Annotated in this window: 19 protein-coding genes and 1 pseudogene; 10 read left to right on the top strand and 10 right to left on the bottom strand. The window is 41.3% G+C overall.

Going from position 1 to position 21766, the window contains the following annotated elements; all coding sequences use genetic code 11:
- Positions 1-161 precede the first annotated feature (161 nt).
- Positions 162-1277 carry a hypothetical protein gene (locus tag H6G18_RS22855; protein WP_190409389.1) on the bottom strand — a complete coding sequence of 372 codons (1116 nt, stop codon included), beginning with the start codon at positions 1275-1277 and terminating at the stop codon, positions 162-164.
- 458 nt (positions 1278-1735) lie between these two features.
- Between H6G18_RS22855 and H6G18_RS22850 the strand changes: the two genes are divergently transcribed.
- Both H6G18_RS22850 and H6G18_RS22845 read left to right on the top strand, forming a co-directional pair.
- Entirely contained in the window at positions 1736-2269 is a 534-nt protein-coding gene (locus H6G18_RS22850; RefSeq protein ID WP_190409388.1) for a nucleotidyltransferase domain-containing protein, read from the top strand.
- Between the two features lie 268 nt (positions 2270-2537).
- Positions 2538-6089, top strand: a complete 3552-nt coding sequence (locus H6G18_RS22845; RefSeq protein WP_190409387.1) for a WD40 domain-containing protein — start codon at positions 2538-2540, stop codon at positions 6087-6089.
- Positions 6090-6277: 188 nt separating this feature from the next.
- On the opposite strand, the gene H6G18_RS22840 is transcribed toward H6G18_RS22845, so the two are convergent.
- The 4 genes from H6G18_RS22840 to H6G18_RS22825 all read right to left on the bottom strand — a co-directional run bounded on the left by H6G18_RS22840 (position 6278) and on the right by H6G18_RS22825 (position 8832).
- Positions 6278-7300, bottom strand: coding sequence for a DUF262 domain-containing protein (locus H6G18_RS22840; protein ID WP_190409386.1), 1023 nt, complete (start codon positions 7298-7300; stop codon positions 6278-6280).
- Between the two features lies 1 nt (position 7301).
- Positions 7302-7913: a hypothetical protein gene (locus tag H6G18_RS22835; RefSeq protein WP_190409385.1), complete on the bottom strand. Its 612-nt coding sequence runs from the start codon at positions 7911-7913 to the stop codon at positions 7302-7304.
- Positions 7914-8179: 266 nt separating this feature from the next.
- Complete coding sequence (locus H6G18_RS22830; RefSeq protein WP_190409384.1) at positions 8180-8494, bottom strand: HigA family addiction module antitoxin; 315 nt, start codon at positions 8492-8494, stop codon at positions 8180-8182.
- 14 nt (positions 8495-8508) lie between these two features.
- Entirely contained in the window at positions 8509-8832 is a 324-nt protein-coding gene (locus H6G18_RS22825; protein ID WP_277875627.1) for a type II toxin-antitoxin system RelE/ParE family toxin, read from the bottom strand.
- Here H6G18_RS22825 and H6G18_RS25110 point away from each other — a divergent pair.
- Together H6G18_RS25110 and H6G18_RS22820 are read left to right on the top strand one after the other, a co-directional pair.
- Positions 8831-8953, top strand: a complete 123-nt coding sequence (locus H6G18_RS25110; RefSeq protein WP_277875626.1) for a hypothetical protein — start codon at positions 8831-8833, stop codon at positions 8951-8953. The genes H6G18_RS22825 and H6G18_RS25110 overlap by 2 nt on opposite strands.
- Positions 8937-9626 carry a Uma2 family endonuclease gene (locus H6G18_RS22820; protein ID WP_242040442.1) on the top strand — a complete coding sequence of 230 codons (690 nt, stop codon included), beginning with the start codon at positions 8937-8939 and terminating at the stop codon, positions 9624-9626. Before H6G18_RS25110 ends, H6G18_RS22820 begins: the two co-directional genes overlap by 17 nt.
- 217 nt (positions 9627-9843) lie before the next feature.
- Here the strand turns inward: H6G18_RS22820 and H6G18_RS22815 are convergent, their stop codons facing one another.
- The 3 genes from H6G18_RS22815 to H6G18_RS22805 form a co-directional block, all read right to left on the bottom strand.
- Entirely contained in the window at positions 9844-11112 is a 1269-nt protein-coding gene (locus H6G18_RS22815) for a tetratricopeptide repeat protein (protein ID WP_190409382.1), read from the bottom strand.
- 91 nt (positions 11113-11203) lie between these two features.
- Entirely contained in the window at positions 11204-13261 is a 2058-nt protein-coding gene (locus tag H6G18_RS22810; RefSeq protein ID WP_190409381.1) for a hypothetical protein, read from the bottom strand.
- 103 nt (positions 13262-13364) lie between these two features.
- Complete coding sequence (locus H6G18_RS22805) at positions 13365-13610, bottom strand: DUF4278 domain-containing protein (RefSeq protein ID WP_190409380.1); 246 nt, start codon at positions 13608-13610, stop codon at positions 13365-13367.
- Between the two features lie 591 nt (positions 13611-14201).
- On the opposite strand from H6G18_RS22805, the gene H6G18_RS22800 reads away from it, so the two are divergent.
- Both H6G18_RS22800 and H6G18_RS22795 read left to right on the top strand, forming a co-directional pair.
- Entirely contained in the window at positions 14202-15134 is a 933-nt protein-coding gene (locus H6G18_RS22800; RefSeq protein WP_190409379.1) for a GNAT family N-acetyltransferase, read from the top strand.
- On the top strand, positions 15131-17293 hold the full coding sequence (locus H6G18_RS22795) for a peptidase domain-containing ABC transporter (protein ID WP_190409378.1): 2163 nt from the start codon (positions 15131-15133) through the stop codon (positions 17291-17293). Before H6G18_RS22800 ends, H6G18_RS22795 begins: the two co-directional genes overlap by 4 nt.
- A 248-nt stretch (positions 17294-17541) precedes the next feature.
- On the opposite strand, the gene H6G18_RS22790 is transcribed toward H6G18_RS22795, so the two are convergent.
- On the bottom strand, positions 17542-18348 hold the full coding sequence (locus tag H6G18_RS22790; protein WP_190409377.1) for an anti-sigma factor: 807 nt from the start codon (positions 18346-18348) through the stop codon (positions 17542-17544).
- On the bottom strand, positions 18341-18946 hold the full coding sequence (locus H6G18_RS22785; protein ID WP_190409376.1) for a sigma-70 family RNA polymerase sigma factor: 606 nt from the start codon (positions 18944-18946) through the stop codon (positions 18341-18343). Before H6G18_RS22785 ends, H6G18_RS22790 begins: the two co-directional genes overlap by 8 nt.
- 367 nt (positions 18947-19313) lie before the next feature.
- On the opposite strand from H6G18_RS22785, the gene H6G18_RS22780 reads away from it, so the two are divergent.
- The 4 genes and pseudogenes from H6G18_RS22780 to H6G18_RS22765 form a co-directional block, all read left to right on the top strand.
- On the top strand, positions 19314-19826 hold the full coding sequence (locus tag H6G18_RS22780) for a TlpA family protein disulfide reductase (RefSeq protein ID WP_190409375.1): 513 nt from the start codon (positions 19314-19316) through the stop codon (positions 19824-19826).
- A 235-nt stretch (positions 19827-20061) separates the two neighbouring features.
- Entirely contained in the window at positions 20062-20592 is a 531-nt protein-coding gene (locus H6G18_RS22775) for a TlpA family protein disulfide reductase (RefSeq protein WP_190409374.1), read from the top strand.
- A gap of 77 nt (positions 20593-20669) precedes the next feature.
- On the top strand, positions 20670-21521 hold the full coding sequence (locus H6G18_RS22770; protein WP_190409373.1) for a cytochrome c biogenesis CcdA family protein: 852 nt from the start codon (positions 20670-20672) through the stop codon (positions 21519-21521).
- 3 nt (positions 21522-21524) lie between these two features.
- Positions 21525-21662 (top strand): annotated as a pseudogene (locus tag H6G18_RS22765) (FAD-dependent oxidoreductase); the annotation flags it as partial.
- Positions 21663-21766 lie beyond the last annotated feature (104 nt).

The raw sequence follows: 21766 nt of genomic DNA, 5'->3' as shown, positions 1-21766 counted from the left end.
GTTATGTTCATTGGTTTGAGGAGATAATGTTATGTTGACTATTTTAGGACTTTTGGAGTTAGTCTAACTAAGAATGTAAAGTTTTGTATCAGCTTTCAACATTTCTGGGATAGTCCCATCTCCCCCGAAAAAAATCGCTCTCCATTAAAAGAGAACTATTGTTATTCAGCACTACGGATAAATCCCGTCTCTTTGAGCAATATTTCTAGTTCTGTGTGAGGAAATTTCGTGTCCTTATTTTTGTTATCCCACATGGCAGAAAAGAAGTTTTGCATCAGCGTAATGATTCTACGGTATTTAACAATGCTGGCAACATAGAAATCATTTAACTGGATATCGCCGTCAGCATATATCTGTTCGATGTTGTCGAGTAATATTGACCGATGTTCATAAGGTTTTAATCTTTCTTGAATGCTATATTTTTCTCTGATTCTGCGTTGCTCTTTTTCTGAACATGAATCATAAGGTACGCGCATTAGATGGCCCAGATTTCGCAGAACTTCGCCGTAATCATAAAATTTGTTCTGCTCAAAAAAAGATTTTTCTTCTGTTGTTAACGCGAAACTTTGATCAAGTACCAAACCAAAATCGCTCAAATAAATCTGCTCGCCGTCAGTGAGAACATTACGAAAATGTGCGTCGAAGTGGATGATTCCCTTCATCCTCAAAAAGTCAATCGTTGTGCGTAACTCATCCAAGGGTTGCTGAAGTTTGTCGGGGTTTAAGAGTAGCCATGTTTCCAGAACATGGGGAATGTATTCTAGAAACAGCACTAATTCATAGTCAGCAGTTGCTCTATCTAATAAATATTTCCCGGCGTTTTCACTATTGCCCCAGTACTCGACGTAACGTTTATGATGCTCCATCTCTAAATCAGCACGCTGCCCAGAGAAGGGAATAATCCGATAATGGTACATCAGGGGCAAAGTAGCAATTTCACCTTCTAATACCCAGTTGCTTGTCTTGATATGGGTCACGAGTTCTCGGAAGACCCCAAAACCAGTGGAACCGAAGCCGTAATTACAGTAAGTCGGTAAGTTATAGAGGTTTTTGGTAGAGAAGAGGTTGTAAAACTCGATTGCTGTCATGGGAATAAGTTTCACAAAAACCTGGGATTCTCCCAGAGTGATGGTATGATTTCTTCCCCAACCTGTACTCGACTCATGCGACTCACTATTGTTAAACAAAGAAAGCAATTGTGCATTATCCAACTGAGCAATTTGTGAACTGAGCTGGAAGTATTTTTTTCTTCTAAGTTCTAGAGAATTTTTAGCCATTTTCCTCCGTCTAGCTACAATACATTGACTGTCAGCAGTTAAGGAATCTAGATGGAGTGGCTTTTCCTGCTGACTTTCTGTAATATCTAAATTTTAATTGTAGGCAATCTCAGGAACCTAAAATGCGAGTACTTCTCTAGCTAGAATTAGCCAACAAACTCTGTTAGTATATTACAATTGTATTACAAATACGCATTGAGAATTCTTATGATGTACGACTGGAACCCATAACGGCGGATCAACCAGATCCGGCCAATTCTATTCCACCTTCCCTCGGAACAACAAGTGCGACAATAGTTAAAGCAACGATCAGTATTCCTCTGCTCATGGCGGTTTGCCTCCCTATCTTTGCGATCGCAAGTCATAATGAGTGAGAAATTCAGCATCAGTTCAAACAATTGGAGTTGAAAGATCATCACAAATAAGTCAAAAACTCAATTTTTCTGTGACACATTTTTATGAATGCTCTCCACATGGAGTTAATCCATCAGCTATTTTCAGCAGCAGACCAGATTAATCTGCCTCTGTGGTTGCAGGGTGGTTGGGCGATCGATGCAAAATTAAACCGCATCACTCGTGAACATGAGGATATTGATATCGCTTATCCGGGCGATCGCACCACAGATTTTCTTGCATTGCTAGACTCTCTGGACGGCGTGATTACTGAACAGACCTCCTATGGTTTTTTAGCACAGATGCAAGGTGTTCTCCTGGACTGTGAACCATGTATTCGTGTTGGAGATAGCTACGAGCTAGAAGGCTTACCTCCAGGAACCTGTCCATTGGAACCTACAGGAATTCTTGACAGAAAATGGCTTCGCTGCACGAGTTGGCAAGCTATTCTTTGGGATTATTTTTACTACATTGAAGAGGTTCCACAAAACGAGTGGCGACCAAAAGATTTTTCTAGTTTTGAACTTGCCAAAGAGTCGTTTGGTAAAACTGCAACGCAAAACTTACATGAACAATTCAAACGCCAATATAGTGCTTGATGACTGTAAATTAGCAAAAACAGAATAGATTAAACAGCGTGAAAGTAATTCAACAACAGAGGAAGGTTAAATACAAGCTACGTAAAGCCATATTCTTCAGTTTAAGAGGAGCGCCCATCTCCCCCGAAAAAAATCGCTCTCTGTAAAGTTAAGTGAGGAAAATCCTTAACTTTTCTACATCGACAGCCACAGGTAGTACCTCTATAAATTATAGAAGTCAACTTTGTAACTTATCGCATCAATTCAGAATTGTCAGGCAGGGATACCCGTGCAAAAACTAACTTCATCCTACGAATATCAAGTTGGCGGTCGTCTCAGAGTTGATGCACCCAGCTATGTAGTACGGCAGGCAGACGAAGAACTTTACAATGCTCTAAAAGCAGGTGAGTTTTGTTACGTTCTCAACTGTCGGCAGATGGGTAAATCTAGCTTGCGGGTGCAGGTGGCTAAACGACTGCAAGAGGATGGTATTGCTTGTACAACGGTTGACCTGTCAGGAATTGGCAACAGCAACATCACCACTGACCAGTGGTATGCAGATATCATTATGCGACTGGTGCGGAGTTTTCAGCTTTCTACTGAAATTAATGTCCGCAATTGGTTAGGAGAAAGACAAGACTTGTCCCCAGTCGGTCGCTTGGCTGAATTATTACAATGTGTTTTACCGGAATTGATTCAGCAGCCGATTGTGATTTTCTTTGACGAAATCGACAGTACTATCAGCTTACCATTTAATACTGATGATTTTTTTGCTTTGATTCGTGCTTGTCACGAACATAAGCGTTTTACTTTTGCACTGCTGGGAGTAGCTACGCCTTCGGATTTAATTACAGATAAAACGCGCACACCGTTTAATATTGGGCGAGCAATTGAGTTAAATGGGTTTAATCTGGCAGAAGTTCAAGCATTAGAAATAGGATTGGGGAATACAGTAGAAAATCCTCAAGCAGCACTGAAGGAAATACTGGCTTGGACAGGAGGTCAACCATTTTTAACTCAAAAACTTTGTCAATTAGTTACACAGCATTGGCATGGGAGAACAGGAGAACAGGGAAACCTTTCTGCCATAGAATCTCCTTTCCTCAAAAAACTGATGCAGGAGATATTAACCACAAGTGAGGCTATTGCTGACCAAGTATCTGCTATAGTGCGATCGCATATCATAGACAATTGGGCTTCCCTGGATGAACCACCCCATTTAAGAACCATCCGCGACAGATTACTTTGCAACGAACAACGCGCCAGCAGATTATTGGGACTGTATCTGCAAATTTTACAAAACGGTGGTGTAACCGCCGATGATTCACCAGAAACAATCGAATTGCTTTTGTCGGGGTTGGTTGTTAAAAAACAAGGTAGCTTACAAGTTTATAATCGCATCTATCAAGCAGTTTTTAATTTAGAGTGGGTAGAGAAGCAATTAAAAAAGTTACGTCCCTACGCAGATTTAATTAACGCTTGGGTAGCCTCAAATTATCAGGATGAAACCAACCTATTGCGGGGACAAGCCCTCAAAGATGCTCAAACTTGGGCAAAGGGCAAGAGTTTGAGTAACATCGATTATCGCTTTTTAGCCGCTAGCGAGGAACTAGAAAAACGCGAAGTACAAAGTGCGCTGATAGCATCTCAACAAGCAAATCAAATCCTCCTCAACGCCGAACAGCAAGCGAAACAAACGATTCGACGGGGAATGATGGGATTATCGGTGCTGTCTGTTGTCGCTGCAACTCTCTTGGGAATCTCCGGGTTACTCACATGGCAAACCGCGCAACAAAAGCGACAAGTAAGCTTAGGCGAGATTAAAGCCTTGACTCTCTCATCAGAAACAGCTTTTGAGTCCCATAATAACTTTGATGCTTTACTCGAAAGTCTCAAGGCTGGTATCAAGTTAAACCAGATTGGTTGGAAAAACGCAGATACAGAATTACAGGTGCAGGTAGAAAAGAATTTACGTCAGTCTCTATATTGGGTACGTGAACGCAATCGTTTAGTAGGTCATGGGGATGTAGTCACAAGAGTTAAATTTAGCCCCGATGGGCAAAAGCTCGCCAGCGCCAGTTGGGATAAAACCGTGAAAATTTGGCAGCATGACGGTAAATTATTACATACCCTGCGTGGTCATACGGATGCAGTGTGGAGCGTTAATTTTAGCCCCGACGGTAAGATGCTGGTCAGTGCTAGTCGAGATAAAACCGTCAAAGTTTGGCGTGTAGAGGATGGTCACGAAATTGCCACCTTAAATCATCAAGATTGGGTGGCGTGTGTCGGATTTAGCCCTGATAGTAAGACAGTAGCATCAATGGAATGGAATGGGACAATGAGACTCTGGAACCCCCAAGGACACGAGTTAAAATCTTTCCGTACCCATAATGCCCCAACTGTTGCCATCCATTTCAGTCCCAACGGCAAAATGATTGCTACCGCTAGTCGAGATGGTACGGCTAAGGTTTGGAGTTTAGATGGTAAAGAATTATTATCTCTGGCAGGACATAAGAATTGGGTCATGTATGTTAATTTCAGCCGGGATGGTAAACACCTGGTGACAACGAGCCGGGATAAAACCGCGAAAATTTGGGATTTAAACGGGAAAGAACTAGCAACACTACGCAGTCATAGTGATACTGTGGCGAGTGCAGTATTCAGCCGCGACGGTCAAACTATTGCTACTGCAAGCTGGGATAAAAGCGTGCGACTCTGGAACCGCAAAGGCGAGGAATTGCAAGTTTTTCAAGGACATACCGATGCTGTCTGGGGTGTCAACTTGAGTAAAGATGGAAAACTTTTAGCCAGCAGTGGCGAAGATGGAACTGTGAGATTGTGGAATATGGATAATGGGGAAGCCGGAAAATTCCAATCCCTAAGTTTCAATCTTGGTGAAGCTGCTGCGGGGAGTGTCAGTTTTAGTCCTGATGGTAAAACTCTGGGTACAACTGGTCGTTACACAATGGCGAAACTTTGGAACCGCCAAGGACAAGAATTAGTAACACTTAACGGTCATAGCGATACCCTGAGAAGTCTGCAATTTAGCCCTGATGGTCAAATTATCGCTACCGCCAGCCGAGATAAAACCGTCAAACTGTGGAATTTGTCTGGAAAAGAAATAGCAACTTTGCGGGGACATCAAGCAGATGTCAGAAGTGCGAGTTTTAGCCCCGACGGTAAAACTATTGCTAGTGCAAGTTGGGATACAACAGTTAAACTGTGGAATTTGGCTGGGAAAGAAATCATGACTTTGCGCGGACATCAAGCTGGTGTGAGAAGTGTAAGTTTCAGTCCAGATGGTCAAGCGATCGCTACCGCAAGTGAAGATGGAACAGCTAAACTTTGGAATCGTCGGGGACAAGAACTAGTTACCCTCAAAGGACATCAAGCAGGGATACAGGCTGTAAGTTTCAGTCCAGATAGTCAAGCGATCGCCACAGCCAGTAAAGATAAAACCGTGAAACTCTGGAACCGAGAGGGTAAAGAAATATTGACTCTGCGGGGACATGGGGGTGAGGTGAATGCAGTGAGTTTTAGCCCAAATGGACAAACCATTGCTACAGCCAGTGAAGACATGACAGTCAAGCTGTGGAACCATCACGGAGAAGTGCTGCAAACCCTTGCAGGTCTGGATGCTGGGGTTAAAAGCGTGAGTTTGAGCCAGGATGGTCAGGTTTTAGCTTCTTCCGATTCTCTGGGTAAAGTCACTCTCTGGAATTTAGATTTTGATTCCAGTCCTGAGAAATTGTTGGCGCAGGCTTGTAATTGCGTGAGGGATTATTTACTCAATAGTGCAGATGTCAAAGAGCATGAGAGGGGTTTGTGCGATAGGCTATGACCCGTAGTTGGCGATCGCCTTATAGTCAAATTATTGCAATAAGTAGCTCTTGTATCCTAGAAAAGTGTTAAAAATCTAACAACACGATATTTTAGAAGTGGTTATTTTTTAGACAATAAAAGCTTTTTTCTTTCATCCCAGGGATCAATAACCCGAACGGGCATTAAATACAAACTTTACAACGTGCGCTAGTTTATATTCATACTTTCTTCTAAAATTTTACTTATAAGTTGACCACGAACATTACGCCCTTTTCTACTAGCAGTACCTTGATGTGTATAATAATAATATTGAGCAAACATATTGATAGAGACATCTTCTTTCTTGTTTTTATGTAGTTCTTCTTCTAAAGAGTTTAAAGCATCAGCTAAAGTTTGCTCCTGCGGTAAATAACGATACTTATTTTTAAGTTTTATTAATTCAACAATTAAAGTGAATAAACTAGACTTCTTTATCCATAAACTATCTGCTGGAAGATTACATGCAATAATTAATTTAGATACTTCATTAAAATTTTTAGACATTAATTCTTTATTTGGGTACTCATTATTATAATTTTTGACATAAGTTTTTACTTCTTTGTCACTAGTAAAATAACCACCTTCTTCTATTGTTGACATAATTAGCAAGACATATTCTAGGTCTTTCATACGAGAAAATTCACCTTCACTAAATACCTCTAAATGCGTAAAAAGAGCATTATTTTCTAGAATATCTTTAGCAGTTGTGATGAACTCACCTTCGTACAATGAGTTGCTAATTTCTATTGCATTCAGCGCATATTGCACAGAGTTAATTCTTTTAAAAACTTCTCTAATTTCACTTTCAGGGATTCTTCCTAAGTCTCTGACGACAACTGTATAATCAAAAAAATCAGTTTTTTCTTGTGTAGATAAGTTTTCAAACTTATTGATATTCTTAATAGTGAATTCTGGTGCTGCTGTGATATATTGGTAGATTGTACTTAATCTTTGTTGACCATCAACTACAAGTGTTTTTGACGTCTGAGTATCAAGATCAATTTCACCATCAGCCAGATATATTTCAGGAAAAGGAAGTTTTAATAAAATTGTTTCTATAAATTTCTCTTTATGTGCGTCATTCCATACAAGCTTTCTTTGAAAAGATGGAGCAAGTATTAAAGTATGATTTTTCATCATATTGAATAAGTCTAAAACTTTTTTATTAGTTGCAATACCATTTTTGCTCATTTTAAATATCCTCCCGCCTCATTTTTTTGATATTCTGCATATGATACTTTTCAAACAATTCAGAATTGTAATAAATAGCCCCCGCTATTTTCTGCGGTGTATATTTATAAGAAATTGATTTAAAATATTGAAACCACTCATTCGTGCGAGAGTATTGAAAGGGAAATAAATCTGGTCTTAGCCAACCTTTAAAAAAATATTTTAAAAACTTTTCATATCTTTGTTGTTCTCTCTGGGTTCTATCTACCAAATTTATATCGAAATCATACAACTCCAACCAAAATTTTTCAAAAATTTCTCTAGATATAATAGCTATATCTATATCTGATTCTTCAGAAAACGAATTCCATAATTTACTTGGCGCTATACTAAATCCTAATTTACCTGAACCAACCATCAGAACACATTCTGGTCTTTCTTCAAAATGAGTGGCAATTTCATGTTTGAGGTCAAAATATTTACTTTCGTCATCTTTAAAAACATAAGGTGTACCATGTATTATATATTTTTGGACAATTAATTGCTCTGTCTGAGAGTTATCATGTAATGCTGCTTTGAATATATCAATCTTTTGATTAATATGGCTTTGGTCAATTATTAGAGTCTGCCACATGGAGTATCTTATTTAAGAGACATAACTTGAGCCAAGTTTTTATGGCTAAAAATAATTTTCAATGTAGATGCTAAAAAACACTAAGTAAATAAGTGTATATACTCAAATAAGTTAGAATTTAATTTTTTAGCTTTTTTAAGCTGAACACAGGACAACCGGATTTACGTACTATTAACAGTTACAGAATACAACCGGATGATTAAAATGGTTTTTTCATAGAAAAGTCGCACTACACTCACGAATTGATCGCCTTCTATTCCCCAACTTCAAGCCGTTGCTTCAGAACTTTTGAACTGTGCAATAGTTTTTAATTCCGCTTCTTCTTCCTTGAGAACATGGTAAAGTTCCCAATTCTGTTGAAGGTTTAACCAAAATTCTGAACTATTGCCAAAAAATTTTGCTAACCGTAATGCTGTACTAGGCGTAACACCCCGCTTTTGATTTACAATCTCATTAATTCGCTGGTAAGGAACGTGAATTGCATCTGCAAGTTCTCGTTGTGATATTTCCATTGGTTCTAGGAAATCTTTGAGTAATATTTCACCGGGATGTGAAGGATGTCTATGTTTTGGAACTCTCATCTCTTGATAATCTCCTAATGGTAGTCTACTATTTCAACTTCTGAGGGGCCTTGAGGTGTCCATGTGAAACAAATCCGGTATTGATCGTTAATCCGAATGCTATGCTGACCTTTGCGTAGGCGTAGCCCGTCGTAGACATCGCCTTTTAAAGCTTCTAACCTATTACCTGGTGGAACTTTCATATCATCCAACGTGAACGCTGCATTGAGTTGATCTAATTTTCTCTGTGCAACTTCCCAACAGTTTATAGGACATCGTTTTCGGGCTTCCTTTGAATCATTACCATCAAAAATGTCTTCAGTCGCTTTATCCTTAAACGATACTATCATAGCTAGCATGATGACACGGTTATCATGCTATCAGAAAATCAACTATAAATTTTCTGCGATCGCCTTACCGATTCACTACAACCTGATAATTATGGTAGACAAAGCTATACATCTTGGTAGCATTGAGTGAAGTACCCGTCAGCAATGGAGCGAGTGCGATGTATGCAACCTTCACACAACCACTGACTTTTGCAGAATTTCTTGCCTGGGATGATGGTTCCGGCAGAGAGTTTGAGTTATTGGATGGGATTCCTGTGCCATTATCAGAACCAAATGCCAATCACGAAGATTTAATTCAGAGGTTGTGTGCCTACCTCGAAAATCACTACCAAGAAAATAACCTGCCGTATGTGTCGCGCCAGTCTAAGCAGGTTCGGCTCAAAACAGCACCACCAGAAAAAGAAAAAAGCCGAAAAGCTGATATTGTCATATTTGCTAGGGACGAATGGCAACGGATGAAAACTACCTCTAGTTCTGCGGCTGCATATATTCCCCCACCCGGAATTATTGAGGTTGTTAGTAACAATTGGAAGGACGACTACCTAACAAAACTTGCTGAATATGTTCGCGTAGCGTCTCGAAGAGAGGATTTAGGCGTTTTAGAGTACATTATTGTGGACTATGCTGCTTTCGGTGGTATTCGCTTCATTGGCTCTCCTAAGCAGCCAACTATTACAATTTACCAACTTGAAGATAGCGAGTATTTACCCCCAAAGGTATTTCAAGGAAATAATCGAATTGATTCGAGATTGTTTCCGAATATTCCCCTAACGGCTGAACAAATTTTTGCCATGAGTCGTTGATTGGCAACGAAGAAATTTATTGGTGGTAACTAACTCACTCATACCAATTCAAAATTCAAAATTCAAAATTCAAAATTAAGAAAGTGAGACTCAAAATATGTTTTAGAGTTTGCATTCATATCATATTTTTCGTGAATTAGTATCAGTTCTGGTTTGGCGTTTTACGCGCAATCAATAAAAATGAAAATTTAATATAAATTATTGAGATGAATGCTGATTATTTCTGCTTAAAATTCCCACCTTCTGTCCCTACACCTTCCAACCGTCTTCTTGCCAGAATCGCCCAACGGTAATCAAATGTCGTGTAACTAGAGGCATTATTTACACAAGTTGTAGATTGAGCGATCGCACCTTTGCTATCCTTTTGGATTTCCAGTACCTTGGCAAATATACAATTCGCTTCCCATCGCTGTTGATTACTGGGTTGTTTTTGGTTCAGCGCGATCGCACTTACCAAATTTTTTCGCGCTTGTGAATAACGATTCTGCTCTATTTCCACCCATCCGAGATTTGTTAATAAGGAGTATCTGATAGGAAAATTATCAGCTTTGACCAAATCTAACCCGCGTAAAAAGAAGCTTTCCGCCGTCAAGTAATCTTCATCGCCAAGATACAGACGACCCAGATTATTGTAAGTTTCAGCGTTCTTCCCAGGTAAAGCCTGCATATAATGAGTCCGGGCGTTGGGCAAATTCTCCAAATTCTCGAAAGTTTTACCCAAAAGAAGATGAGCATCAAAATTACCAGAATCAAATGCGATCGCTTGCTTTAAATTTTTTTTCGCTTCGGTAAATTCAGCTTTGGTAAAACTCTGCAACCCAAGTTGATAGTAGTATTGACCTAACTGGGGTAATGAATTTTGCAAATAAATCGCCCCTAGTAATAACAATGCGGAAATACCAAAAGATACTTCACTACAGTAACGCTCAGGTAATTTGAGTTGATGCAACAGTTTTTGTAACTTCTCTCGCCCGGATTGGGTTAAGCTACCAAAAACTAGTAGTGCGATCGCCCCATTCCCCACTAATCCAAAAGTTGTCAGCAAATCCAAACCACTGACAATAAATTGTGAACTGAAATTGGCTAAAAAACTGACTACAGCCGTTAAATTAATCGTTGTCAGTCCATCCCAAATCGCATCAAAACGAGTCCAAGGATCTGGTTCATCCGATTCCAAAAACCACCACCAAGCTTCTTTGGGAGGATGGATGCTACTGCGCCAGTCTTTCAGTTGTCCAGCTTTGACAATCTTGTTGACTTGAGCTTTCAGTCGTCTATCCAACTCCATGAGTTTGGTAACTTCATCTGGAGGTATTTGAGCTACCTTCAACATGAGTTCTGCATGAACTGCATCCCGCGCCAACAAAACAGCTAAGATTTGCTGTGGAGATAAGTCTGATTTTGTCTCCTCAATTGCTAGTAATGCTTGCAGGTAATCATTGAGGACATGGCTATCTTGTGAGGTTGTATTAACAACGTTAGTCATTCTCGTGGCAAGAATAAATTACTTAACTGTGTAAGTCTGCAAATTTTATATTGATACAAACACTGATTTACGCACTTCTGCAATCCCTGCTTTATGCAAATAAAAACTGTGCAGTATTACCAGATGCCAGATTTAACCCGATGTTATCTGAAGTAAATCCCCTGACACCGCTTAACTCGGCTAATAACTCACCTGAACCAAATCCAGTATTTCCAGTCACGCCATCACCCAAGTAGAAGTAAGTATTGCGGCCATTCACCACTACATCGATCGCCTCGATACCTTCAAACTGCAATAAATCGCCACCTGCACCACGCCGGAACTGATGGATAACATCACTGCCATCACCTTGGCGATATATTACTGTATCAATTTGGCGATCGCTTCCCAAATACAGCGTATCATCTCCCAAACCACCAACCAGAATATCTGCACCTCTTCCACCATGAAGGGTGTCGTTACCTTCACCACCTCGCAAAATATCATCGCCACTCAAACCCCAAATAAGGTCATCACCACCTTGACCGTTGATGACATCATCAGAGTTATTAAAGCCACGCACATGATTATCTAAATCATTCAGAAAGGTGACGGTATTACGATTCCAAATTCTGTTTTGGGTGGAGTCTGCGTCGAAGACATCAAAATTATCTTGCAGGGTTTCATCACCATCAAACAGAATGTTACCAATCTGACCATGCTGACCACCAGGAATCGGCAAGTTATCCAAGTTTTCTAGAGCAAAGTCCTTGAGAATTACTTGGGTATCATCAACTCCTTCAAAACTGACCACTAAATCATCACCAGTTTGGGTAAGGAGCAAGTTTTTGGCAACTAAACCCTCTCCTGTAAATATGAGTTCGTCAAAGGTTTCCCGCACTTCCAGCGAGGGATTGCTTCCCCGTCCTACTCCCTGAAACCCTTCTACCTCGATAGTGCCATCGCCACGGTTGACTTTGACTGGATAGATATTGCTATCAGGATTCGCCGTTGATGCAGAATTTTGGATGAAACTCACTCCGCCCATATCCCGCAATAGACCACCTAACTGAACGAAGATTGCACCACCCCGTCCTTGACCATTCTGAAAGCCAGTACCACCAACAGCAGAATTGAAGAGAAATGTACTGTTCCTGACGTTGAAGGTGGCACCGTTAGAGACAAAGACTGCACCTCCTAAACCTGCACCACCGCCGCCTTGTCCTCCCACACCGCCGTTACCTGGACTGTTACCAGTAAAGGTTGCCCTACCATTACCTCCATTCGCCCCAGCACGTCCAGCCCCAGCAAATGCGCCAGCTGCGCCCCCAATACCACCAGCACCACCGGGGCGAGCAAGTCCTCCGAACACATTGGCACCACCGCCGCCGCCGCCACCGCCGCCGCCGCCGCCAGCACCATAATTCCCAGAAGCACCACGGCCGCCGCCTCCGCCACCAGTCGCATTTCGGAAAGCACCAGCACCGCCAGCACCGCCGCCTCCGCCTCCGCCACTACCACCACCGACACCAAAGCCTGCGAAGAAGACACCACTCACACCGCCACCAGCTCCCAAGCCTGTACTTCCGACTATCCGACCGCCAGCACCACCGCTACCGCCACTACTTGGGACTATACCTCCAATGGCGAAGAAACTTGGTAAGCCACCACTACCACCAGGAAAGCCATTGCTTCCAGCCGAGGAATCATTTCCACCCCGCCCACCGTCGCCACGACCAGCAAAACTATTACCTCCAACTGCCCGGTTATCAAAAAACACGACATTATCTGCTGTGACATTAGCACCTGGATTCAGAAACAGGCCACCTCCAGCCCCTAAACCGCCACCGCCACCCCGACTGCCGTTTCCTCCTTGAGCAAGACCTCTGTTAATCTGCAAATTATTAAATGTAACGGTGCTGTTATCAATGAGAAATAGGGAAGTGCGCCCCTGTCCATTGAAGCCAGTAAAGCTAGTCCCATTACCCTGGAAGTTAATGTTATTACCTGGTCTGACAACAATTGGGCTATTTAGTTGAGCAATGCTATTAATGACGATGGTATCAGTTCCAGGTAGGGCTTCTGCGGCTGTGACAGCTTCTCGTAAACTTAACAGCCCGTCTGTGGGATTAACAACATCATTGAGTGTAGTAACGGTAAAAGTTGCCATTTGCGTATCCTTGTAATTATCAAATTTAGGCAGAATAGGGAATACCACCGCCTTTGTAGAAGCGGCGTTACATTTAGTTTTAATTTATGGATTTTAAGAAAAATTAAGAGTAAATCACACCCCGATATTTTAAATTTCTCCGTTGTTGGGAAATTGTAGATATAACTTGGTTTTTAATATAAAGTGCGCCACGATAAATTAGAGTTTGATATGTTGGTACGTTTTGGTTAACAACTGAACAGTTAATATTGTAAGCAGCACCACGATACTTTAAAGATACTTTTGCTGTTGTTTCTTGAGATAAAGAATAATCGCACTCATAGGGGAATGATTGATAATTTACTTCCATTTTTCTAATCCTCATTGTAAGTGAATAAAATGCTAATTTGCTGCAACATTTGATTTGGTGTTTCAGCAATGATTTATTTATAGGATTTCTAGAAATTAATGTCGATGTATAAAAGTTAAGTATTTAGTACAGAGTCGATTGACTTAACTTTTCGCCCTTTTTCTCAGCCACAGGTGCAGTTTATTGCTGTTTCACCCAATTAAGTTAAGTCAGTTAAGCCAGATAAGTCCTTAGCTTTTCTGTATCGACAATTATTTGCTCTCATTTCATTATGGGAATTGTGAAGCAGAAAAAATCAAGCTTCAACAAGCCAAAATAACTCAAAGTAGGATGTTAATCATGAATACTCAATCTGTAAATAATTCCAATAACGACACCAAAATCAATAGCCAAAATACTGTTAAGTACCCGGAACTTAACGACTCAGAATTAGAGGTTGTTTGCGGAGGTGGAAATTTGATTGGACGTAATAGGAGTTTTTCAAGTCATGTCAAGTAACTCAGTCATTGCAGTAGAGACTGAAGCGGCTTGACTGTAAAAGTACATGATGATGTGAACTCTGATAAATCAATAGGGATGGAAGTAAAGAATATGGGTAAAATTCCATACGCCGACACGGTGCAATCATATCAATTGACTTTGATTGATACAACCAATGCCTCTGTTTATGAGGAATTTACTTATCTCCACTTTCGTTCCCTGTTGCAGAACTTGACACCCGATGTCCCTGTTTTGGGCATTGGGGTTAAGTTAGCAGGAAATCCCATTGGGTTAGCTTTAGCTAGTTATAGTCCACAAGTTTATGGGCAAATACTTTCTTTATTTGTTGTCCCTAGCCATCGTAGACAGGGTGTGGGTACAGCATTAATGGCGCGAATGGAAACAGAACTTCAGCACCGAGGTTGTACTGAAATCGAGATTAACTATCTCACAAGTTCTCATTCTCCGGCTTTGGAAGGTATTCTCACCCATCAAAAATGGTCTACACCCAAAGCTACAGCTTTGGTCTGCTACGCTTCCACAGATCGAGTCGAACAAACCAAGCAACCGCACTTGACGCAATATTTAGATCGTTTACTTACCAATCTCCCAGCCGATTACAGCCTTTTTCCTTGGAATACTTTGACAAATAAAGAACGAAAAGAAATTGTACAGCAAGTAGAAACGGATGCCCTGGTGCGTCGATTTAATCCATTTTCGGAAGAAAAGAAGCTAGAACCTCTTAATAGTCTGGGCTTACGCTATCAAAATCAAGTAGTTGGCTGGATAATTACCCATCGCATTGCACCTGATACTATCCGCTATACTCAAATGTTTGTAAATCCCAAGTCTCAGCCTTTGAGCCGCAGTACTTTATTATTAGCTAGAGCAATTCAACTACAAGTAGAGAATCTTCCCCATACCAAAGGCACTTTTCGGGTGGATATAGACAATACCCCAATGGTGAAGTTTGTGCATCGTCGCCTCAAACCATATTTGAACGAGATTCGCTATGCCTGGAGTGCAACTAAGGTTGTGTTATGAAGTACCATTGGGTAAGACAACATAGCGGGGAAGACTGTGCAGCCGCCAGTTTAGCTATTGTCGCCAAACATTATGGACGCTGTTTAAGAATTAACTATATTCGAGAATTGGTAGGCACTCGGCAAGGGGGAACTACCATGTTGGGGTTGAAATATGGCGCACAAGCTTTGGGATTTGAGACGAAAGCAATTAAGGCATCCCCCGACATTTTAGACGAACTGCACGAGCTAAGTTTACCTGCCATTCTTTACTGGAAAGGTTATCACTTTGTGGTGTTCTACGGGCGAAAAGGGAGGAAGTTTGTAATTTCCGATCCGGCAATGGGTATTCGCTATCTCACCCGCCAAGAACTCCTTAAGGACTGGCAAGGCTATATGATGTTATTGCTAGAACCAGAACCACGGCGTTTTGCGGCTCAAGCTGAAGACCCAACTCCGATTAATCCATTTGCTAGTTTGCTGCATCGTCTCTGGCAACAACGGGGAATTTTGCAGATTTTGCTACCTTTGAATTTAGGGGTGGGATTGTTAGCTTTAGCTACTCCATTGTTGCTGCAATTCCTCACCGACCAAGTTTTAGTAGAAAATAATAGTCAACTGCTGACTCTGGTGGCTGTGGGAGTAATGGGGTTAACTTTGGTCAATAGTGGTTTGACTTGGACGCAATCGAATTTGGTGGCTGCATTTGCAGAAAAGTTGCAGAAAGAATTAAAACTGGATTTTGGTAAACAAGTGCTGCATTTGCCTTTGTCCTATCATGAAGCTCGTCGCAGTGGTACGGCAATTCGCCGTTTGGCTGATATTCAACAGATTAATTTGCTGATTTCTCAATTGGTGATTGAGTTACCAATTAAAACCTTTATTGGCTTGGTTGCTGTTAGTTTTATTTTTGTTTATAGCTGGCAGTTGGGATTAGTGACTGTAGGATTAGGCATTGCCATGATCTTCGCAACCTTGGCTTTTCAACCGAAAATTAAACAAGTAACTAACCGTTCCTTTGCCGTTGCAGGTGAAAATGCTGGGGTATTATCTGAAGCATTTAATGGAGCATTAACCCTGAAAACAATGGCAGCTGCACCGCAACTATGGTCGGAAATTCAAGAGCGTTCAGAACGGGAATCGCAATACAACTTACGTGCAGCGAAAATCCATGTTAGTAATCAGACAGTTTCCGAAGCGATCGCAGGTGTCGGTACAGTTATCTTACTTTGGTTTGGTAGTTTGCTGGTTTTTCAGGATCACCTCACCATTGGCAGGTTAATTGCCATTTACGGCTTGAAAGAAGGCTTTTTGCAGTTTGCGATCGCATTTGTTAAATTCATCAGCGAGTGGACGGAGATTAAAGCCATCACCAGCTTACTGGCTGAACTGTTTGAATATATCCCCGAACATCAAGGTGATGCGGCTAAACCCTGGGTTCACTTGTCAGATACAGCCGACATTCAACTCAAAAACCTGACTTTTTACTATCCTGGTCGGTTAAAACTGCTAGAAAATTTATCGGTAACTATTCCTGGTGGTCAGGCGATCGCGCTTATGGGTAAATCTGGTTGTGGGAAAAGTACCATTGCTAAGTTACTCACTCGCCTTTATTCTCTAAATTCTGGGGAAATTTTCATAGGCGATCGCGCTTTGTCTGATTTACCCCTCGATTGTTTACGTCAGCAAGTGGTTCTCGTCCCTCAAGATAGCTTCTTTTTACATCGTTCCATTATTGATAACTTCCGGCTGAGTGTCCCCAATGCCACTATTGAAGAAATTATAGAAGCTTGCCGAGTTGCGGGAGCCGATGAATTTATTTGCCAGTTTCCCCAACAATATGAAACCATCTTGGGAGTCGTGGGTGCAAACATCTCTGGTGGGCAAAAACAACGAATTGCGATCGCTCGCGCTGTTTTAAAGAATCCACCAATTCTGATTTTAGATGAATCTACGGCTAATCTCGATCCCATTACCGAAACTGAAGTACTTGATCGCGTATTAAATCATCGTCGTGGTAAAACTACTATTCTCATTAGCCATCGTCCCCAAGTTATTCTGCGTGCAGATTGGTTGGTGATACTCAATCAAGGAAAATTAGAATTTAATGGTAAACCTCATCAACGTGAAAATTTCAAGACCTATGGAGAAATTCAGAAGTTTATTCCACTTAAATCATAGTCATAGATTTGTTCAAGGATTTGCATTGGTACAAGAATATATACCTGGAAAACCCTTAGAAACACAGCTACGGGGAGGACGAGTATTTATCGAATCTGATTTGAATTGTTATTTAAGTAGGTTCGCGCTCCAACTTTTTGCTGTGTCTGAAGCGTGAGTTTTAATCATTTATGGACTATTCAGAAATCTCAGTGTCTTTAGACCTGAAAAGCTTAAGACTATTGTGCCGGACATAAATAATATAATGATTAAATATGTGAGCTTTGCATCACTATAGTTCCGGTGGGACGAGAGACGTTTGGGTTGGTCTCGAGTGTGACAATTAACCCGGAAAATTGTGGGTGAGAAAATTCTTGGTACATTTGAGGAGTGAATGGTAATTCAAAGGAAGCACTTCCCCAAGAATAGGGCTTGACTTCACCGCAGGGTAACTTCTCACTAGCAACAATTGTCCATAAAAAGTAGACATGACCAGGAGGCGGTGCGGGAAGATTGCGGAAAACCATTACCGCTTTTTGCTGCTCAGGATTGATCACTATACTCCCTGAACTGCTATCTTTTGAGTTGACTCCTTTAAAAGTAAACAGTCGCGTTTCATCATTTTGGAGCATGGTTTTTACTACTTGGGCTTGGGCAAAATCTTGGCTTAAACGCCGGTTTTCTGCGGTAACAACACTCAGATTTTGACGCAGCCGATAGTTATCGACACCCAAAACTACCATAAACAGTGCGGCGATGCTACCAGCAATTTTTGTCCATCGCCAGGGCGTTAGGGTGGGGACTCTTGGGTAGTTTCCCTGGATTACAGGAGCTTGTGTAGTCGAGTTTTCAACTTGTTCGAGAATTTTGGGCAGTAAATGGGCTGGTGCTTCTACTTCAGTGAAGCCATCTAATACTTGTCGCAGAACTTCCTGCAAATCATCAACTTCAGCAATTAGTTCTGGATGTTCATCAAGTAACATTTGAAATTCTTTTGCTTCTTCAGGGGTGAGATCATCGACGACAAACCCCGCAGCTAAGTTTTTGATATGTTCGGAATCAAAAGATTTACTCATATATTGATAAATCAGAATCTAGTAAAATACGTTTGAGTTTTAGTAATCCTTGACGGGTACAAGTTTTGACTGTGCCTAAAGGGATATCGACTTGTTGAGCAATTTCTGACTGACTTAATCCTTGGTTATAAGCTAGTTCAATTACCTGGCGTTGTTTTTCGGGTAGTTGTGCTAAAGCATCGTAAATTCGCCCCGATCGCTCGGTAAAACTCGCCTGTTCAACGGGTGTTGGCTGCGGTGTTGCTTCATTTGTCATGGTTTGTCCCCACTGTTCCACAAGTTTGAGTTGTCTAGTCCGTGCGCGAATTTTGTCGATGGCACGCGATCGCGTAATCGTTACCAAGTAGCGCACAAAAAAGCGACAATCAGGATTGCTAGATGCTTTGCGCCATAGTGTGAGAAAAATTTCTTGAGTCAAGTCTTCAGCTTCTTGAGAGTTAGCTAAAATTTTCAGGGCTAATCCATAAACTAAGCGACCATGACGATGAAACAAAACGCTTAAGGCTTCAGAATCGCCATTTTTCAGCGCCACAAATAAAGCTTCATCCGTAGCATTCTGAAGGTCTTGAGAATTTGGCTGGGGAAGTTTATGCTCCATACTGTTGCAGAAACAGGGTTAAATATTTACCGGAGCAAGTTATCGTTTTGCTTTGTGTCATCACCTCTCTCCCAAATTAAAACAAGCAACTCTTGGCTCTAGATAATGCCATCTATTTATATGACGACTAGCAAAGCAAATTGGATTGGATGCTCAATGCAGATATTTTAGCGATCTCCTAATCGACATTGGCAAATTTTATCCTTACCGATAGGTTGATTGCGGCATTACCTTTACCTGTACTTTTCATCTACTCCAAACCGATTAAATTTAAATCCAATCCTCATCCTCAGTCGTCTTATAGACAGATGCACGCATTGTGGCAGCATTTGTCTGACAATTTCAGTTTGAAAAGAGGAAAAATATTATGCACAAACACGGGAATTTATTGATCAAAGTTGGTTTGAGCAGCTTGGTTTTTACTGCATCGATGGTAGCAACCACCTCAGCTAGTATTTCTGCAAGTGAAGCGCAATCATCAATTACTAAGATTGCTCAGGTAAATCCATCTACTACCACTAACTCTGTAGGCGGCCCCCTAGCCAAAGAACTTCAAGGTAAACCAGTTGTGGTAGATGTGTTTGCTACCTGGTGTGCTGGTTGTAAGAATATTGCTCCCACCCTGTCACAGTTGAAACAGGAATACTCAGGTAAGGTTAACTTTGTGGTCTTGGATGTAACTGATAAGGCCAAGCTACAAGAGACAGAAGCTAAGGCAGAAAAATTGGGCTTGGGGAAATTTCTAGAAGCTAACAAGAGTAAAACCAGTACAGTAGCGATCGTTGATCCCGCAACTGGTAACATTTTAGCCCTGTACAAAAATAATCCCAACAAAGCTGATTACACAAAAATACTCGAAGCTGCTTTGGCAAATAATTAGTTAACGCTAACACCCAGAAGCGCAGAGAGTTTGAGATTTTCATAGTTGCAAACATCACTTGGGAATGAGGAATCATTTGGAATTTATTAAATCCAATCCTGATCCTCATTCGTCTTATAAATAGATGCTCCACAATTGATAATTTCAATTCCTAATCTCAAGAAAACAAGCAGAAAATGCACACCAAGGTGCATTGTGGCAGCAGCATATCATTAAAGCGTGAGGAGAATCCCCAATGTATAAACATAACAAATTTTTTCTTAGCCTACTGTGTTTAAGCAGTTTGGTTTTGACAGTATCATGTAGCCCAACGAAATCAGATACTAGTTCTCAAAATCAAACTCCATCAACTACGGATGTTGCTCAAGCAAACCCCTGCGCTGCCAAAAATCCCTGTGCTGCTAAAAGCAAATCCGTGGGAGGACCTTTAGCCCAAGAAATTCAGGATAAACCAGTACTAGTGGATGTGTTTGCAACCTGGTGTCCTGCTTGTCAAAATATTGCTCCGACATTATCACAACTGGAAAAAGACTATGAAGGAAAAGTTCATTTTGTAGTTCTAGATGTTAGTAATAAATCGACGACAGATCAAGCAGAAGCGAAAGCAAAACAATTAGGACTAAGCGAATTTTTAGCTGCTAATAAGTCTCAAACGGGAATGCTGACTATCGTTGATCCTAAAACGGGGAATATCTTAGCGCAGCATCGTAATAATCCGAATATAGAAGATTATAAAACTGTTCTTGATGCTGCTTTGACTCAATAAATTAACACAAAATGAGTTGCTCCTCGCTTTCATTTTCAAGGAGCAACTTCATTTATAGATAACTTCAGGATATAACTATGAAACAAATATCTCAGTCATCTACTGAGCCAAGCCCTACTCGACATTCTAAAATCCCGAAGAAATGGCTAATTTACGGTGGATTAGGATTGCTCTCCCTGGTTGTAGTTCTCACTTTGGGGCCTGTGATTAGTCATCCAATTGAACGGGTGATTTCCATTGTGGAAAACCGTTATCAACAGTGGTTTGACCAACAGGACACGGCAAATCCTTTGGTGTTGATACCTTTGGCGTTTGTCGGTGGGGTGCTGGCTAGTGTATCCCCCTGTATCTTGGCACTTTTACCAGTCAACCTGAGTTACATCGGCACACTAAAAATTAAATCCCGTTGGGATGCTTTTAGTAAAGCGGGTTTGTTTGTTCTGGGTGCAGTGACGATTTTAAGTCTGTTTGGTTTAGTCTCATCCTTCGCCGGAGCCGTCATGGTGGAATACCGGGGCTATATCAATATAGTTGTGGGATTAATCATGGCTGTAATGGGTCTGTGGTTGATGGGGGTGGTAAAAATACCCCTACCGCAGATGAATGTGAATCTCCCCAAGGCTGGGCCTTATGGAGTGGGTTTGACTTTTGCTTTAGTGAGCTCCCCTTGTGCTAGTCCGGTGCTGTTTGCTGTACTAGCCGCCGCCGCCGCCACCGGTTCCCAGGTATTGGGGACGCTGACGATGGTTAGTTATGCACTTGGTTATACCTTGTTGATTTTCCTGGCGAGTTTATTTACAGGACTGGCGAAACAAAGTAACAAGTTGTTGAAACATTCCGAGGGAATTATCCGCTTTGGTAGTTTGGCGCTGATTCTGACTGGCGCATATTACCTGTTTACTGGTACTCAATGGTTTGTGGGAGGTTAAATCATGGTGGAGAATTTGGTAATTATTGGTTCTGGCCCGGCTGGCTATACCGCCGCTATCTATGCAGGACGCGCTCAACTGAAACCCACAGTATTTGAAGGTTTCAGTGCTGGGGGAATACCTGGAGGTCAATTGATGAGTGCGATTCGTTGACCTGAAATCAACCAAAATCCTTTATGGATAAAGGTTTGAGGGATAGGTCGCAGGGTTTTTATAAAACCTTGACAACTTAATCTTCGTGGAGG

Origin of the sequence: Anabaena subtropica FACHB-260, from assembly GCF_014697105.1 — a bacterium.
Taxonomy (GTDB): Bacteria; Cyanobacteriota; Cyanobacteriia; order Cyanobacteriales; family Nostocaceae; genus Trichormus; species Trichormus subtropicus.
Note: the sequence above shows the minus strand (reverse complement) of the source record. Positions and strands in the feature narration are given on the sequence as shown.